Origin of the sequence: Streptomyces sp. A012304, assembly GCF_026008495.1 — a bacterium.
GTDB lineage: Bacteria > Actinomycetota > Actinomycetes > Streptomycetales > Streptomycetaceae > Streptomyces.
Map to the genome: position 1 here is coordinate 42,808 of NZ_BQUN01000228.1, position 16,521 is coordinate 59,328.

A 16,521-nucleotide genomic window follows, 5' to 3' on the forward strand; every position below is an offset into this window, starting at 1 on the left:
GGCCGCCCGCAGCCGCAGCTGCGGCGCGCACACCCGCGTACCGCGCGGCGCCCACGGCAGGTCCTCGGCCGTGCGCACCCGCAGCGTCAGCCACGCCTCGCCGCCGTCACGGGGCAGCTCGAACGGCAGCGGCACCACCGCGGTCCCGCCGGGCCGCAGCTCCGGCAGGTCGGCGGGCGCGGTGAGCGTGCCGCCGTCCGCGAGGGACAGCTCCCACTCCGCCGCGAGCCACTCCAGGCCGCGGAAGTGCTGGTGGTTGGAGAGGACGAGCCCCTCGTGCCGGAAGCACTTCAGGCGCACCGGCGCCGCCAGCTCCCGGTGCTCGTACAGGACCGGCTTGGGCGTGCGGTCCGGGAAGACCACGCCGTCCGCGATGAACGCGCCGTCGTGGTCGCTCTCGCCGAAGTCACCGCCGTACGCCCAGCGGTGGCCGGGTGCGGTGACGCCGTTGTCGTAGAGCCCGGCGCCCCCACGCCCGGCCGGTCTTCCGTCGTTCACACGCTGGAGGATCCCGTGGTCCCAGAACTCCCAGATGAACCCGCCCTGAAGACCCGGGGTGGCCTCGATGGCGGCCCAGTGGTCGGCCAGCGTGCCGTTGCTGTTGCCCATCGCGTGCGAGTACTCGCACTGGATGAGCGGCTTGGTCTGCCGCCCCGACAGCGCGTGCGCCACGCACTCCTCCAGCGGCGCGTACATCGGGCAGGCGATGTCGGAGGCCACGTCCGGGTCCGCCCAGCCGCGCTTGGCCGCGCCCTCGTACTGGATCGGCCGGGTCGGATCGTGCCGGCGCGCCCAGCCGGCCGCCGCGTCGTGGTTCGCGCCGTAGTCCGACTCGTTGCCCAGCGACCAGACGATCACCGAGGGGTGATTCTTGTCGCGCAGCACCATGCGCGAGACGCGGTCCACGAAGGCGTTCAGATAGCGCGGGTCGTCGGCGATCTCATGGGCGTGGTCGTGGGACTCGATGTCCGCCTCGTCGACGACGTAGAGACCGAGCTCGTCGGCGAGGTCGTACAGCGCCGGGTCGTTCGGGTAGTGCGCGGTGCGGATCGCGTTGAAACCGAACCGCTTCAGCAGCACCAGGTCGGCGCGCATGTCGTCGTACGACACCGTACGGCCGGTCAGCGGGTGGAAGTCGTGCCGGTTGACGCCCCGGATGAACACCCGCTCGCCGTTGACCAGCAGGTCCCGCCCGACGATCGCCACGTCGCGGAAGCCGATCCGGTGGCGGGAGGTGTCGGCGACCGCGCCGTCGGCGCGGTGCAGGCGCACGGTCAGGCCGTACAGCTCGGGCGTCTCGGCGCTCCACGGGCGCACCAGGGGCACGCGCGTGTACAGCCGTGCCTCGCCGAGGAACGCCGAGACCCGCTCGTCCGCGGCGTTGACCCGGTCGAACTCGGCGTCCCGTTCCAGCGGCAGCCCGTCCAGCTCCCCGCTGACGTACCAGCCGTGCGGCAGCGTGCCACGGGCGTCCCGCACCCGGCAGTCCACCCGCAGCTCCCCGTCCCGGCGCGCCCGTACGGTCACATCGGCCAGGTGCAGCGGATCGGTGGCGTACAGCAGCACCGAGCGGGTGATCCCGCCGTGCCACCAGTGGTCCTGGTCCTCGATGTGCGAGGCGTCCGACCACTTGACGACGGTGAGCCGGACCAGGGCCCGCCCGCCGGGGCGCACCACCTCGGTCAGGTCGAACTCGGCGGCCAGGTGGGAGTCCTTGGACACGCCGACGGGCCGCCCGTCCACGTGCACCAGCAGCACGCTCTCGGCGGCCCCCACCTGGAGCACGATCCGGCGCCCGGCCCACTCGGCGGGCACCTCCACCGTCCGCTCGTACACGCCCGTCGGGTTGGCGGCCGGCACCGCGGGCGGCACGTCGGGGAACGGCATCCGGACGTTGAGGTAGACCGGCAGGTCGTCGGTGTCCTGCATGGTCCACACGCCCGGCACGGTCTGCGTCGACCACTCGGGGCCGACCGGGGTGTCGGGGGACGGCAGCAGCTGGAAGTGCCAGGTGCCGTCCAGCACGAGGGCGGCCGCCCGCCGGTCGACGGCGTTCATGGGCAGCCGCCCCCGGGAGGTCACCTCGGGTGCCTCCCAGGGGCGGAGCGACAGCAGCGGATCCGTCACTTGACGGCTCCCTTGGCGAGATCCCCGATGATCTGGCGGGCGCCGATCGCGAACACGATCAGCAGCGGGACCAGGGCGAGGAGCGCGCCGGTCATGACCATGCCGTAGTCCGTGGTGCCGTGGGTGCCGTTGAGCTGCGACAGCGCCACCTGGAGGGTGACGTTGTCGGGGTTGGTGAGGGCGATCAGCGGCCAGGCGTAGTCGTTCCACTGGCCCATGAAGGTGAAGATGCCGAGGAAGGCCAGGCCCGGCCGGACCACCGGGAGGGCCACGTGCCAGTACTGGCGCATGAAGTTCGCCCCGTCGATGCGGGAGGCGTCGAGGAGTTCGTCGGGGATCGCGCTCCTCATGTACTGACGCATCCAGAAGATGCCGAACGCGTTGGCCGCCGCCGGGACGATCAGCGCGGTCATCGAGCCGATCCAGCCGATCTTCGCCATGATCACGAACTGCGGGATCGCCGCCAGCTGGGCCGGCACCATGAAGATCAGCATGAGCAGCGCGAACAGCGCCTTCCTGCCCGGGAACCGGAACTTGGCGAACACGAAGGCCGCCAGCGAGTCGAAGAACAGCACCAGGAAGGTCACCGTCGTCGCGACCAGCAGCGAGTTCCACATCGACCCGAAGAAGTCGATCGTGTCGAGCAGGTTGCGCACGTTCTCCAGGAAGTGCGAGCCCGGCAGCAGCTTCGGCGGGTAGGAGAAGATCTCCGACGACGAGTGCGTCGACATGATCACGGCCCAGTAGAACGGGAAGGCCGACAGCAGCAGGCCGACGATCAGCGCCGCGTGCAGGGCGACGCCCCGCCTTGCAGAACCCTTGATGGATGCCATGGTGACCGGCCTCACTGTTCTTCGCCCCGGCGCTGGAGCAGGCGCCAGTTGATGATCGAGAAGAGGACGACGACGAGGAAGATGCCCCACGCCACGGCGGCGCCGTAGCCGAAGTCGTTGTTGTCGAAGGTCTGCTGGAAGAAGTAGAGGACCATGGTCCGGCCGGCGTGGTCGGGGCCGCCCGAGAACGTCGACTCGTTGGCCGTCGTCTGCAGCAGCACCTGTGGCTCGGAGAAGCTCTGCAGTCCGGTGACCGTCGAGACGACGAGCACGAACAGCAGCGTCGGCCGCAGCAGGGGCAGGGTCACCCGGAAGAACGTCTGCACGGGCCCGGCGCCGTCGATGCGCGCCGCCTCGTACAGATCGCCCGGGATGGTCTGGAGGCCGGCGAGGAAGATGATCGCGTTGTAGCCGGTCCACTGCCAGGTCATCAGGGTGGCGATGGCGGCCTTGATGCCCCAAGGCGTGTTCAGCCACGCCACCTGGTCCAGGCCCACGGCCTGCAACAGGGCGTTCACCAGGCCGAAGTTGGTGGAGAAGATCGACCCGAAGACGATCGCGATCGCCACGACCGAGGTGACGTTCGGCAGGAAGTAGGCGAACCGGTAGAGGTTCTTGAAGCGGACCGCCGAGTTGAGCATCACGGCCGTCACCATCGCCAGGAAGATCATGGGGAAGGTGGCCAGCGCCCAGATGAGGATCGTGTTCCCGATCGACTGCCAGAAGTCGCTGTCGCTCAGCAGGTACTGGTACTGCGACAGACCGGCCCACTCCATCGAGCCGAGGCCGTCCCAGCGGTGGAAGGACAGGTAGAGCGAGAAGCCGACGGGGATCAGGCCGAAGGCGAGGAAGAGGAGGTAGAAGGGGGAGATCGCGGCGTAGAGGTGCCAGTACGGGCGCAGGCCCTTCCTCGGCCGCGCGGCGGGCACGTCCGCCACGGTCACCGGGGGCTTCTCCAGTGCGGGGACAGCGGCCATCAGTAGCTCACCCCCAGGTGCTTCGCGATGCGCCGGCACTTGCTCATGGCGTCCTCCCAGGCCTTCTTCGGATCCTTGCCGAGGACACCGACGTTCTTGATCTCGTCCTTGACGGGCTGGCCCAGCGCCACGTCGTAGGGGCTGTTGTAGGCGACCGCGATCTTCTGCGCGGCGGGCCCGAAGACGTCCATCGTGACCTGGCCGCCGAAGAAGGGGTCCGGCTCCTGGAGCTTCTTCGAGCCGTACGAGGCGGGCGTGGAGGGGAACAGGCCCGCGTCGACGAAGCCCTGTGCCTGGTTGTCCGCGTTCAGCACCCAGGTGATGATCTCGAAGGCCCGCTCGGGTTCCCGGCACGCCTTGGTGATCGACAGGAACGAACCGCCGTTGTTGGAGGGCCGCACGGGCATCTGGGCCACCCGCCACCGGCCCTTGGTCTTCGGCAGGCCGTTCTTCAGGTCGCCGGTGGCCCACGAGGCGCCGAGCTGGCTGGGCAGCTTGCCGCCCTCGATGGCCGACTGCTGGTCGGGAGTGCCGTTGACGATGCTGGAGACGATGCCGCGCCGCTTGGCCTCCACCGCGAGGGCCCAGGCGCTCCGGACGTGCTCCTGGTCGCCGATGAAGTTGCGGTCCTTGTCGACGTACCGCTCGCTGCCCTGGTTCACGGCGTTCTCGAAGACGGCGTTGACATCGGTGAGCAGGAACGTCCCGGGTATGCGCTGCTTCAGCCGCTCACCCGCCGCGAAGAACTTCTCCCAGGTGTTCAGCTCCTTCGACACGTCGTCGGGCTCGTACGGAAGGCCCGCCTCGCGGAACACGGCGTACTGGTAGAAGTGCGCGACCGGCCCGCAGTCGATCGGGAAGCCGACCATCGAGCCGTCGTCGGCGATGCCCTGGTCCCACTTCCACGACAGGTACTGGTCCTTGTACTTGTCGGCGCCGAGTGTGCGCAGATCGACGAACTGGTCGGCGTTGGGCAGGTAGGACGCCATGTCCTCGCCCTTGAGGCCCGCGATGTCGGGGATGTGGGCGCGCCCGGCCATCGTGGTGATCAGCTTCGACCGGTAGTAGCCGCCGATCTGGATGGCCTTCAGGTCGACCGTGCTGCCGTAGCGGGCCTCGGCGTTCTTCACGACCGTGTCGCTCAGGCCGCCGCTCCAGTACCACAGGACCATGTTCCGGCCGGTCGAGCCGGTCGGAACGGCACAGCCGGACGCCAGGCCGCCGAGCGCCGTGGCGGCCGTACCGGCCAGGCCCGCGCGCAGCAGGCCTCTTCGTGAGAGCCGCACAGCTCCCACCGCCTTTCGGATCTGTTCGGGACTTCGCAGGGACGAGGGGAAGCGAGGGGGGAAGCGAGGGGGGAAGGTGGGGGAGAGGGGTCAGTGCCGCGGGACGGGCGGGGTGACCGGCGCGTACGCGACGGGCGGGCCGGGATCGGCCGGCAGGCGCTCGGCGAGGAAGCCGTACGCCCGTTTCAGCTCCGGGTCGGTCAGCGAGCGCCACCAGCGGTCGACGCCGTACCAGCCCGGAGCGGCGAGCGCCCCGCCGGGCCGGGTGACGGACAGCCCGGCGGCGAGCACGGCGAACCGCAGCCGCTCCTGGAGCGGCCAGCCGCCGAGCGAGGCCGCGACGAAGCTCGCGCCGAAGACGTCCCCCGCGCCGGTCGCGTCCAGGACGTCGACACCGAGGGCCGGGACCTGCGCGTACTCGCCGGTGATCTGGTCGACGGCGAGCGCGCCGTCGCCGCCGCGGGTCACCACGGCCACCGGGACCAGCTCGGAGAGGGTGCCGAGGGCCGCCACCGCCGAGTCGGTCCGGGTGTAGGCCATCGCCTCGGCCTCGTTGGGCAGGAAGGCGTGGCACAGGGCCAGCTGGTCGAGCAGGTCGCGGGACCACTCCTGGGTGGGGTCCCAGCCGACGTCGGCGTAGATCAGCGTGCCGTTCGCGGCGGCCTTGGCGAGCCAGGCGCGCGGCTCCGCCTCCAGGTGCACCAGCGCCGTACGCGCCTCGGGCGGGTCGCCCATCAGGGTGTCCTGGGAGTACGGCGGTTCCTGGCCGTGGGTGACCAGCGCCCGGTCCTGGCCGTAGGCGAGGGAGACGGTGACCGGGGTGGGCCAGCCGTCCGCGACACGGGAGAGCGAGAGGTCGACGCCTTCCAGACCGGCGATGACCTCCTGGCAGTGGGCGCCGTAGAAGTCGTCGCCGAAGACCGTGGCCAGCGAGGTCCGCAGGCCGAGGCGGGAGGCGGCGACCGCGAGGTTGGCGATGCCGCCGGGGCCGCAGCCCATGCCGCGGGTCCAGATCTCCTCGCCCGGTGTCGGCGGCCTGCCCAGCCCGGTGAGGACGAGGTCGTAGAAGAGCAGCCCGGTCAGCAGCACATCGGGCCGGTCGTCGTCCACGGGAACGTCCTCTCCGTCGCATCGGTCGGGTCGCCGGTGCCGAGCGGGTCGCCCGAGCCGGCCGGTTCGCGCGGGGGGTCGGTCGGGCCGCGCGGGGAGCTCGTCAAAACTCTTCATTTCGTGACCGGAATCGTGCGCCGCTCCGGGAGATTGGTCAATACCCGAGCAGAAGTGAGCATGGAAATGATCGAAGATGACGAGTAGTGTTCACGGCGTGCTGGCAGAACGACGACACCAACTCATCCTGCGGGCCCTGCGCTCCGGCGGTCCCGCGGCCGTGACCGATCTCTCCGAGCAGCTGGGCGTGAGCCCCGCCACGATCAGGCGTGACCTGGTCAAGCTCGAGGAGGACGGGCTGCTGACGCGGGTGCACGGCGGCGCGGTCGTGGAGGAGGGCGACCAGCCCTTCGCCGAGGTCGCCGAGGTGCGCGTGCCGGAGAAGGACGCGATAGCGGCCCGCGCGGCGGCCATGGTCGCCGACGGCCAGTCCGTCCTCCTCGACATCGGCACCACCGCCTACCGGCTGGCCCGCCAGCTGCACGGCCGCCGGCTCACCGTGATCACCAGCAACCTGGTGGTCTACGAGGAGCTCGCCGACGACGAGGGCATCGAGCTGGTGCTGCTCGGCGGCATGGTCCGCCGTGAGTACCGCTCCCTGGTCGGCTTCCTCACCGAGGACAACCTGCGCCAGCTCCACGCGGACTGGCTCTTCCTCGGCACCAGTGGAGTGCGCCCGGGCGGGCAGGTGATGGACACGACCGTCGTCGAGGTGCCGGTCAAACGCGCCATGATCAAGGCCAGTGACAAGGTCGTCCTGCTCGCCGACGCGGCGAAGTTCCCCGGCACGGGCATGGCGAGGGTCTGCGGTCCCGAGGACCTGGACATGGTGGTGACGAACACGCCGGTCGACCCGGCCACCCGCTCCTCCCTGGAGGAGGCGGGCGTCGAGGTGGTACTGGCAGGAAAGGTGCAGGCGTGAAGCTGACGATTCTGGGCGGCGGCGGGTTCCGGGTGCCGCTCGTGTACGGGGCGCTGCTGACGGACCGCGGCGAGGGACGGGTCACGCGGGTCGTGCTGCACGATCTGGACGCCGGCCGGCTGCACGCGGTGACCCGCGTCCTGGCCGAACAGGCGGCGCCCGTGTCCGACGCCCCCACCGTCACCGCCACCACCGACCTCGACGAGGCCCTGCGCGGCGCCGACTTCGTCTTCTCCGCGATCCGCGTCGGCGGCCTCGAGGGCCGCGCCGACGACGAACGGGTCGCCCTCGCCCAGGGCGTCCTCGGCCAGGAGACGGTCGGCGCCGGCGGCATCGCCTACGGTCTGCGGACCACCCCCGTCGCCGTCGACATCGCCCGCCGGGTGGCCCGCCTCGCCCCCGACGCCTGGGTCATCAACTTCACCAACCCCGCGGGCCTGGTCACCGAGGCCATGTCCCGTCACCTCGGGGACCGCGTCATCGGCATCTGCGACTCACCGGTCGGCCTCGGCCGCCGTATCGCCCGGGTGCTCGGCGCGAACCCGAGGGAGGCGTGGATCGACTACGTCGGCCTGAACCACCTCGGCTGGGTGCGCGGCCTGCGCGTGGCCGGCCGGGACGAGCTGCCGCGGCTGCTCGCCGACCCCGACCTGCTCGGCTCCTTCGAGGAGGGCAAGCTCTTCGGCGCCGACTGGCTCCAGTCCCTGGGCGCGATCCCCAACGAGTACCTGCACTACTACTACTTCAACCGGGAAGCGGTCCGCGCCTACCAGCAGGCCGAGAAGACCCGCGGCGCCTTCCTGCGCGACCAGCAGGCCCGTTTCTACGAGGAGATGCGCGACCCCGGCGCGGCCGCCCTGGCGGCCTGGGACCGCACCCGCGCCGAACGCGAGGCCACGTACATGGCCGAGAACCGGGAGAGCGCCGGCGCCGGCGAACGCGACGCCGACGACCTCTCCGGCGGGTACGAGAAGGTCGCCCTCGCCCTGATGCGGGCCATCGCGCGCGACGAACGCACCACCCTGATCCTCAACGTCCGCAACCGCACCACGCTGTCGGTCCTGGACGCCGAGGCCGTCATCGAGGTCCCGTGCCTGGTCGACGCCAACGGCGCCCACCCGGTCGCCGTGGACCCGCTGCCCGGCCACGCCACCGGCCTGGTCTGCGCGGTCAAGGCGGTCGAGCGCGAGGTGCTCACCGCCGCCGAGTCCGGCTCCCGGACGACGGCAGTGAAGGCCTTCGCGCTGCACCCGCTGGTCGACTCCGTGAACGTGGCCCGCCGGCTGGTCGACGGCTACACCGAGGCCCACCCGGGCCTGGCGTACCTTAAGTAGCGTCCTGCCTCGGCAAGCGCTTTCTGAGCTTCCTGCCCCGCTCGCCTCCCTGGTTTCCTGGAGACTCCCCATGCACGACGAACGCCGCCGGATCGAGGAGCGCGCCGAGCGCCTCCACAACCAGCGCATCAAGCCCGCGATCTACGCGGCCACCGTCCCCTTCGAGGTGGAGGCCTGGCAGGCCCCGGGGGAGCCGGTCCCCTTCGAGGAGGCGGCCGCCGCCCCGTACGAGCCCTTCGCGATGGACACCCCCTGGGGCCCGCCGTGGGGCACGACCTGGTTCCGGATGCGCGGCCGGGTACCCGCCGAGTTCGCGGGCCGGCGGGTCGAGGCCGTCATCGACCTCGGCTTCGTGGGGGACTGGCCGGGCAACCAGGCCGAGGCGCTCGTCCACCTGACGGACGGCACCCCGCTGAAGGCCGTCAACCCGCTCAACCAGTACGTGCCCATCGCCAACCCGGCGGCCGGCGGGGAGCAGGTCGACTACCTGGTCGAAGCCGCCTCCAACCCCGACATCCTGGCCAACGACTTCGCGGCGCCGACACCGCTCGGCGATGTACTGACGGCAGGCGACCGCCCACTGTATACATTCCGCCGCGCCGACATCGCCGTCCTCGACGAGGAGGTCTGGCACCTCGACCTGGACGTGCAGGTGCTGCGCGAGCTGATGCGGGAGCTGGGCGAGCACGACCCGCGCCGGCACGAGATCATGCACGCCCTGGACCGCGCGATGGACCTGCTCGACCTGGACGACATCTCCGGCTCCGCGGCCGAGGTGCGCGCCGCGCTCAGGCCCGTGCTGTCCAAGCCCGCCAACGCGAGCGCCCACATCATCTCCGGCGTCGGCCACGCCCACATCGACTCCGCCTGGCTGTGGCCGATCCGCGAGACCAAGCGCAAGACCTCCCGCACCTTCTCGAACGTCACCTCGCTCGCCGACGAGTACGACGACTTCGTGTTCGCCTGCTCCCAGGCCCAGCAGTACGAGTGGGTGCGCGACAACTACCCGCACGTGTGGGCGCGCATCCAGGAGTCGGTGAAGAAGGGCCAGTGGGCGCCGGTCGGCGGCATGTGGGTGGAGGCCGACGGCAACCTGCCCGGCGGCGAGGCCGTCGCCCGCCAGTTCATCCACGGCAAGCGGTTCTTCATCGAACACTTCGGCATCGAGACCAAGGGCGTGTGGCTGCCGGACTCCTTCGGCTACAACGCGGCCTACCCGCAGCTCGCCAAGCTCGCCGGCAACGACTGGTTCCTCACCCAGAAGATCTCCTGGAACCAGACCAACAAGTTCCCCCACCACACCTTCTGGTGGGAGGGCATCGACGGCACCCGGATCTTCACGCACTTCCCGCCCGTCGACACCTACAACGCCCGCTTCAGCGGCGAGGAGATGTCCCGCGCGGTGCGCAACTACGCCGAGAAGGGCGGCGCCACCCGCTCCCTGGCCCCCTTCGGCTGGGGCGACGGCGGTGGCGGCCCCACCCGCGAGATCATGGAGCGCGCCCGCCGGCTCGCCGACCTGGAGGGCTCGCCCAAGGTCGTCGTCGAGCACCCGGACGCCTTCTTCGCCAAGGCACGCGAGGAGTACCCCGACGCCCCGGTGTGGGTCGGGGAGCTCTACCTGGAGCTGCACCGTGCCACGTACACCTCCCAGGCCCGCACCAAGCAGGGCAACCGCCGCTCCGAACACCTGCTGCGCGAGGCGGAGCTGTGGGCGACGACCGCCGCGCTGCACGCGCCGGGCTACGCCTATCCGTACGAGCGGCTGGACCGGCTGTGGAAGACGGTCCTGCTGCACCAGTTCCACGACATCCTGCCCGGCTCGTCGATCGCCTGGGTGCACCGCGAGGCGGAGGCCGAGTACGCCCGGGTGGCGAAGGAACTGGAGGAGCTGACGGCGAAGGCGATCGCCGCGCTGGGCGGCGGCGGGCCCCGGGTGTTCAACACCAGCCCGTTCGACCGTGCCGAGGTCGTGCGCACGCCCGACGGCGCGCCGGCGTACGTCGAGGTCCCCGCGAACGGCAGCGCGCCCCTCACCGACGCCGAGCCCGCCCGGCCGGTGACCGTCTCCGGGCGGACCCTGGACAACGGGCTGGTGCGGGTACAGGTGGCCGACGACGGCACACTGTCGTCCGTTCACGATCTGCGGGCGGACCGTGAGGTCCTCGCCGACCAGGGCAACCTGCTGCGCCTGCACACCGACCTCCCGAACTACTGGGACGCCTGGGACATCGACAAGCACTACAAGAACCGCTACACCGACCTGCTGGACGCCACGGCGATCACGGTCGTCGAGCGGGGCCCGCTCGTCGGCGCGATCCGCGTCGAGCGAGCCTTCGGCAAGGGCTCGACGATCACCCAGACCATCACCCTGCGTGCCGGCAGCCCCCGCGTCGACTTCGAGACCGAGATCGACTGGCACGAGACGGAGAAGATCCTCAAGGCGGGCTTCCCGGTGGACGTCCGCGCCCCGCACTCCTCCGCCGAGATCCAGTTCGGCCACGTCCAGCGACCCACCCACACCAACACCAGCTGGGAGGCGGCCCGCTTCGAGGTCTCCGGCCACCGCTGGGTGCACATCGGCGAACCCGGCTACGGCGTCGCCGTGATCAACGACTCGACGTACGGCCACGACGTCTCCCGCACGGTCCGCGAGGACGGCGGGACGACCACCACCGTCCGCCTCAGCCTGGTCCGCGCCCCGCGCGTGCCCGACCCCGAGGCCGACCAGGGCCGGCACCGCCTCACCTACGCGCTGCTGCCCGGCGCGAGCATCGAGGACGCGGTCGCCGAGGGCTACGCCCTCAACCTCCCGCTGCGTGTGGCGGACGCGGCCGGCGCACCCGCCCCCGTGGTGTCGGTCGACGGCGACGGCGTGACCGCCGAGGCGGTCAAGCTCGCCGACGACGGCTCGGGCGACGTCGTCGTACGGCTCTACGAGTGCCGGGGCGGCCGGGCGAGCGGAGTGCTGCGCACCGGCTTCCCGCTCGCCTCGGCCGAGGTCACCGATCTGCTGGAGCGGCCGCAGGAGCCGGCCCCCACCGACGGCGCCGACGCGGTCGCCGTCGAACTGCGGCCCTTCCAGATCCTGACGCTCCGCCTGAAGCGCGCCACCACCGGCCGGTAACCCCGGCCCCCGGCGGGCGCGGCACCTTCCCCGGGCCGACGCCGCGCCCGCCCCCCGCATCCCCTCGCGCCAGCAGGAGTTCACCCGTGCCGATGCAACCGTGGTTCACCGACGCCAAGTTGGGGATCTTCGTCCACTGGGGGATCTACGCCGTCGACGGAGTCCAGGAGTCCTGGTCGTTCTACGACGACATCGTGCCGCACGACCAGTACATGTCCCAGCTCGACCGCTTCACCGCGGCGCGCTACGACCCGCGGGCCTGGGCGCGCCTGTTCGCCCGCGCCGGCGCCAGGTACGCGGTCCTCACCAGCCGTCACCACGACGGCGTGGCCCTGTGGGACACCGCCCACGGCGACCTCAACGTGGGGCGCGACCTCATCACCGGCTATGCCGACGCCCTGCGCGAGCAAGGGCTGAAGGTAGGCCTGTACTACTCCCACTCCGACTGGAACCACCCCGACTACGCCTCCACCCGCAAGCCGGGCCGCCCGCCGGAGCTGGAGGACAACCGCTACTCCGAGGTGGCCGCCGAGTTCGAGGACCTTCAGGCCTGGGAGCGGTTCCTCGCCTACCGGGACGGACAGATCCGCGAACTCGCCGGCCGCTACCGGCCCGATCTGATGTGGTTCGACGGCGAGTGGGACCGCAGCGAGGAGCAGTGGCGCATCCGCGAACTCGCCGCGCTGATCCGCTCCTACGTGCCCGACTGCGTCTTCAACGCCCGCATGCTCGGCGAGGGCGACTACGCGACCCCCGAGCAGGGCGCTCCCGTCGTCCCGCCGGAGGGCCCCTGGGAGCTGTGCCTGACCATCAACGACTCCTGGGGCTTCCAGCACCACGACCACAACCACAAGTCGGTCGATCAGCTCGTCCGCTACTTCGCGGAGACCATCGGCGGCGGGGGCAACCTGCTGCTCAGCGTCGGCCCCCGGGAGGACGGGACGATCCCCGAGGAGCAGGCGGAGCGGCTCGAAGGGCTCGGCGACTGGATCACCCGGCACGCGGAGGCGGTGTACGGGACCGTCCGGGGGCTGCCCGCCGGGCACCACCACGGGCCGAGCACGCTCTCCCCGGACCGCCGCACCCTGTACCTGACCCTGTACGACGCGCCGCGTGCCCCGTTCGGTGTGCGCGGGCTGCTCGGCAAGGTGCGCCGGGCGACGGTGCTGGGCAGCGGCACGGAGCTGGGTCACCGGGTCGTCGGCGGCCTGCACGAGGCGCCGGGGGTGCTGTGGATCGACCCGCCGGCCGCGGCCGACCTCGACCCGCACGCCACGGTGATCGCGGTGGAACTGGAGGGGGAGCTGGAGCTGTACCGGGGCTCGGGCCGCTTCTGACGGCGGGCCGCCCGAGGCGACGTCCCGTACCCGGGGAACACGTTCGGGTCGGCCGGTCGCTCCCCGTGACAGCGACCGACCGACCCGATCCCCCGTGCCACCGAGGATCCCCCGATCCCCGGCTTTCCCTGGTGGTGCTTCCCCTGTTCCCCCGTGGGTTTCCCCCGTGGCCCCGTGGTTCCCCCGTTCGCTCCCCGCGCTTCTCCTCCGGGTGTCCCCCGTGGGTCCCCCGTTCTTCCCTGCGTTTCCCCCGAGGGCCGGTCCTTCCCCCGTGGCCCTTCACCCTTAAGAGCACGCGGACGCGGCCCTGATACACCCCCGGCGAAAAAAATTTCCCCCCGGATCCGGATCCGGGGGGAGCGGGCCTTCCTGGGCGGGCTCGGACAGCCCTACAGCGGCAGCGCCTCGGCCGCGGTGGTCGTCTGCACGGGCTCGACCGGGGCGGGCACCGCCGGCAGCAGGGTCTCGGTCTCCTCCAGCCGCTGCTGCGGCAGCGACACCGGGCGCAGCTGCCGCGGCCCCGACACCACCGTGTAGTCCTGGCCGAGGAACGGCGGCACGATCTCGCCCGGGTCCTCGCCGAGGGCCAGCTGCACGGCCGCCCACGGCGCGTTCACCCCGCACAGCGACAGCTGGTGCAGCCCTCCGGCGGGACGCGTGTTGACGTCCATCAGGACCGGCCGCTCGCCGAACATCCGGAACTGGATGTTGGACAGGTAGTGCAGCCCGAAGCCCTCGGCGATCCGGCGGGCCGGCTCCAGCCACTGGTCCTGGAGGGTGAAGCCCCGCCGGCGGCCGTTCTTGGTGCGGCCGATGGCGAGCCGGACGAGGTTGTCGGGCCCGGTGAGGCAGTCCACGGACACCTCCGGCTGCTCCAGACGGGGCATCACCAGCCAGTCCACGGGCTCGTCGGCCTGCTTCAGCGCCTCCACGACCAGGTCCAGCTGGACGTAGGGCGTCGGGAAGCCGCTCAGGTGCATGAGGGAGAAGGGGGCGCGCGTGATCACCCGGAAGCCCACCCCGCCCGCGCCGGACGCGGGCTTGAAGCACGCCTTGTGCCCGTCGGCCTCCAACTCATCGACGGCCGCGACGAGTTCGTCCGCCGTCCGCACCCGCCGCCACGGCGGCACGGGCACGCCGATCGCCTGGACCGCCTCGTAGGCGATCACCTTGTCGTGGAAGACGGCCACCGCCTCCGGCGGCGGCGCCAGCAGCGCCGTGCCGATCGCGGCGAAGTCGGCGCGGTGCGCGACGATCGCCGACTGGTGCAGCCGGGGCACGAACACGTCGATACCGCGGCGCTGGCACTGGTCGAGGGCGTACTCGACGTACGCGGCGGGGGAGAGGCCCTCCGGCTCCAGGTCGGCGGTGTCGGCGGCGGCCAGCACGGGGGAGTCCGCGTCACCGTGCGTGGCATGGATCTCGACGGCCCGGTCGTTCGGATTTCGTCGCAGCTGATCCATGAAGAACACGTTCTCCGCGTACGTGCGGTTGAGCCAGACGCGTACGCGAGAGACCATGCAGGCCGCCTTTCACGGTTCGCGGGCAGGGCGGAGCAGGCCCGAGCCCGGGCAGGGAAATGGAGGGACACCAAACCGCGCGGCGCGGAAGCGGGTTCATGGCGGAGGTGTTGGGGCGATCATACGGCTTCCCGAGGGTGCCGCGTGCAACGCGCGTGTTACGGATTTTCCGATCATGTTCACGTAGGTCCCGGAGTCGGGTAAGGGCACCTTCGTGCCACCTGGTGCGGCGCGTCCTTGTCCCGCCCGCGTGAATGTGTTCTCGTGGTGCCGTTCGGGTGTGCTCGTTCAGTGGTGCGTGTGGAGCGGGGGGCGGAAGGTGACAACGACGGCCGGTGGTGCCGGACAGCTGCTGGCCATCAGCGATCTGCACATCGGCTATGCCGAGAACCGGGCGCTGGTCGAACGCATGGCCCCGGAATCGGACGACGACTGGCTGCTGGTCGCCGGTGACGTCTCGGAGAGCGTCGCGGACATCCGCTGGGCGCTGAAGACCCTCGCGAGCCGCTTCCGCAAGGTCATCTGGGCGCCCGGCAACCACGAGCTGTGGACCCACCCCAAGGACGTCGTCACCCTGCGCGGCGTCGCCCGCTACGAGCACCTCGTCGAGGTCTGCCGCGAGCTGGGCGTGACGACCCCCGAGGACCCCTACCCGGTGTGGGAGGGACCCGGCGGCCCGGTCGCCGTCGCACCCCTGTTCCTGCTGTACGACTACTCCTTCCTGCCGGCCGGCTGCGCCACCAAGGACGAGGGCCTGGCCTACGCGCACGGCACGGGCATCGTGTGCAACGACGAGTTCCTGCTGCACCCCGACCCGTACCCGACCCGCGAGGACTGGTGCCGGGCCCGCGTCGCCGAGACCGAGCGCCGGCTCGCCGAGATCCCCGACCACCTGCCCACGGTCCTGGTCAACCACTACCCGCTGCACCGCCACCCCATGGACATCCTGTGGTACCCCGAGTTCGCCATGTGGTGCGGCACCGGGCTGACCGCGGACTGGCACCGCCGGTTCCGCGTCGCCGCCATGGTCTACGGCCATCTGCACATCCCACGGACCACCTTCCATGAGGGCGTCCGCTTCGAAGAGGTGTCCGTGGGCTACCCCCGCGAGTGGCGCAGACGGGAGCGGCCGCCGGGCCGTCTGCGCCGCATCCTGCCGACGGAGGACGACACCGCGTGATCGAGGAGCTGCTGCCGGAGACGGTCGTCGCCGTGGAGGCGCACGGCGAGGACGGCGTGCGCGCGTTCGGCGACGGACCGCTGTACCCCGAGGAGGAGGCGCTGGTGGCACGTGCCGTCGCCAAGCGCCGCCGCGAGTTCACCGTCGTACGCTCCTGCGCCCGTCGCGCGATGGAGAAGCTCGGGGTGCCCCCGCAGCCGGTGCTGCCCGGTGAGCGCGGCGCGCCGCGGTGGCCGGAGGGCCTGGCCGGCAGCATGACCCACTGCGACGGCTACGGCGCCGCCGCCCTGGTCCGGGCCGACGACCTGGCCTCCCTCGGCATCGACGCCGAACCCCACGCGCCGCTCCCGGAGGGCGTGCTGCCGGCCGTCGCGCTGCCCGCGGAGGAGGAGCGGCTGCGCCGGCTGGCCGAGGACCGTCCCGAGGTGCACTGGGACCGGCTGCTGTTCAGCGCCAAGGAGTCCGTCTACAAGGCGTGGTTCCCCCTCACCCGGAAGTGGCTGGACTTCGGCGAGGCCGACATCGACATCGACGCCGGCCCCGCCGACGGCGCGCTGGGCGGATTCCGCGCCCGGCTCCTCGTCCCCGGGCCGGTGGTCGGCGGCCGCGAGGTCGGGCACTTCGACGGCCGCTGGATCGTCGGCCGGGGGCTGGTCGCGACGGCGGTCGTGGTGCCGCACGGGTGAGCGCGCGGCGACCGGTGAGCGCGCC

At 71.6% G+C, this 16,521-nt stretch carries 12 protein-coding genes; 6 read left to right on the forward strand and 6 right to left on the reverse strand.

What is annotated here, in order from left to right:
• The 5 genes from ALMP_RS43115 to ALMP_RS43135 all read right to left on the reverse strand — a co-directional run.
• A partial coding sequence (locus ALMP_RS43115; protein WP_264937525.1) for a glycoside hydrolase family 2 TIM barrel-domain containing protein occupies positions 1 to 2,127 on the reverse strand: 2,127 nt, incomplete at its 3' end.
• Positions 2,124 to 2,960 carry a carbohydrate ABC transporter permease gene (locus ALMP_RS43120; protein WP_264937526.1) on the reverse strand — a complete coding sequence of 279 codons (837 nt, stop codon included), beginning with the start codon at positions 2,958 to 2,960 and terminating at the stop codon, positions 2,124 to 2,126. The genes ALMP_RS43120 and ALMP_RS43115, both read right to left, overlap by 4 nt.
• An 11-nt stretch (positions 2,961 to 2,971) precedes the next feature.
• Positions 2,972 to 3,937 (reverse strand): carbohydrate ABC transporter permease, encoded by a 966-nt coding sequence (locus tag ALMP_RS43125; protein ID WP_264937527.1) that lies wholly within the window; start codon positions 3,935 to 3,937, stop codon positions 2,972 to 2,974.
• Positions 3,937 to 5,223 (reverse strand): ABC transporter substrate-binding protein, encoded by a 1,287-nt coding sequence (locus ALMP_RS43130; RefSeq protein WP_264937528.1) that lies wholly within the window; start codon positions 5,221 to 5,223, stop codon positions 3,937 to 3,939. The genes ALMP_RS43125 and ALMP_RS43130 overlap by 1 nt, the downstream gene beginning before the upstream one ends.
• 90 nt (positions 5,224 to 5,313) lie before the next feature.
• A complete protein-coding gene (locus tag ALMP_RS43135) occupies positions 5,314 to 6,333 on the reverse strand; it encodes a carbohydrate kinase family protein (RefSeq protein ID WP_264937529.1) in 1,020 nt (339 codons plus the stop codon).
• Between the two features lie 214 nt (positions 6,334 to 6,547).
• Here ALMP_RS43135 and ALMP_RS43140 point away from each other — a divergent pair, with 214 nt between their 5' ends.
• The 4 genes from ALMP_RS43140 to ALMP_RS43155 all read left to right on the forward strand — a co-directional run bounded on the left by ALMP_RS43140 (position 6,548) and on the right by ALMP_RS43155 (position 13,110).
• Entirely contained in the window at positions 6,548 to 7,312 is a 765-nt protein-coding gene (locus tag ALMP_RS43140) for a DeoR/GlpR family DNA-binding transcription regulator (protein ID WP_264937530.1), read from the forward strand.
• Positions 7,309 to 8,646, forward strand: coding sequence for a 6-phospho-beta-glucosidase (locus tag ALMP_RS43145; protein WP_264937531.1), 1,338 nt, complete (start codon positions 7,309 to 7,311; stop codon positions 8,644 to 8,646). Before ALMP_RS43140 ends, ALMP_RS43145 begins: the two co-directional genes overlap by 4 nt.
• Positions 8,647 to 8,716: 70 nt before the next feature.
• Positions 8,717 to 11,773, forward strand: coding sequence for a glycoside hydrolase family 38 C-terminal domain-containing protein (locus ALMP_RS43150; protein WP_264937532.1), 3,057 nt, complete (start codon positions 8,717 to 8,719; stop codon positions 11,771 to 11,773).
• 86 nt (positions 11,774 to 11,859) lie between these two features.
• Positions 11,860 to 13,110, forward strand: a complete 1,251-nt coding sequence (locus ALMP_RS43155) for an alpha-L-fucosidase (RefSeq protein WP_264937533.1) — start codon at positions 11,860 to 11,862, stop codon at positions 13,108 to 13,110.
• Positions 13,111 to 13,499: 389 nt separating this feature from the next.
• Here the strand turns inward: ALMP_RS43155 and ALMP_RS43160 are convergent, their stop codons facing one another.
• Positions 13,500 to 14,630, reverse strand: a complete 1,131-nt coding sequence (locus ALMP_RS43160; RefSeq protein ID WP_264937534.1) for an ATP-grasp domain-containing protein — start codon at positions 14,628 to 14,630, stop codon at positions 13,500 to 13,502.
• A gap of 319 nt (positions 14,631 to 14,949) precedes the next feature.
• On the opposite strand from ALMP_RS43160, the gene ALMP_RS43165 reads away from it, so the two are divergent.
• Both ALMP_RS43165 and ALMP_RS43170 read left to right on the forward strand, forming a co-directional pair.
• Complete coding sequence (locus ALMP_RS43165) at positions 14,950 to 15,810, forward strand: metallophosphoesterase (protein WP_264937535.1); 861 nt, start codon at positions 14,950 to 14,952, stop codon at positions 15,808 to 15,810.
• On the forward strand, positions 15,807 to 16,496 hold the full coding sequence (locus tag ALMP_RS43170; protein ID WP_264937536.1) for a 4'-phosphopantetheinyl transferase: 690 nt from the start codon (positions 15,807 to 15,809) through the stop codon (positions 16,494 to 16,496). The genes ALMP_RS43165 and ALMP_RS43170 overlap by 4 nt, the downstream gene beginning before the upstream one ends.
• The last annotated feature ends 25 nt before the right edge of the window (positions 16,497 to 16,521 follow it).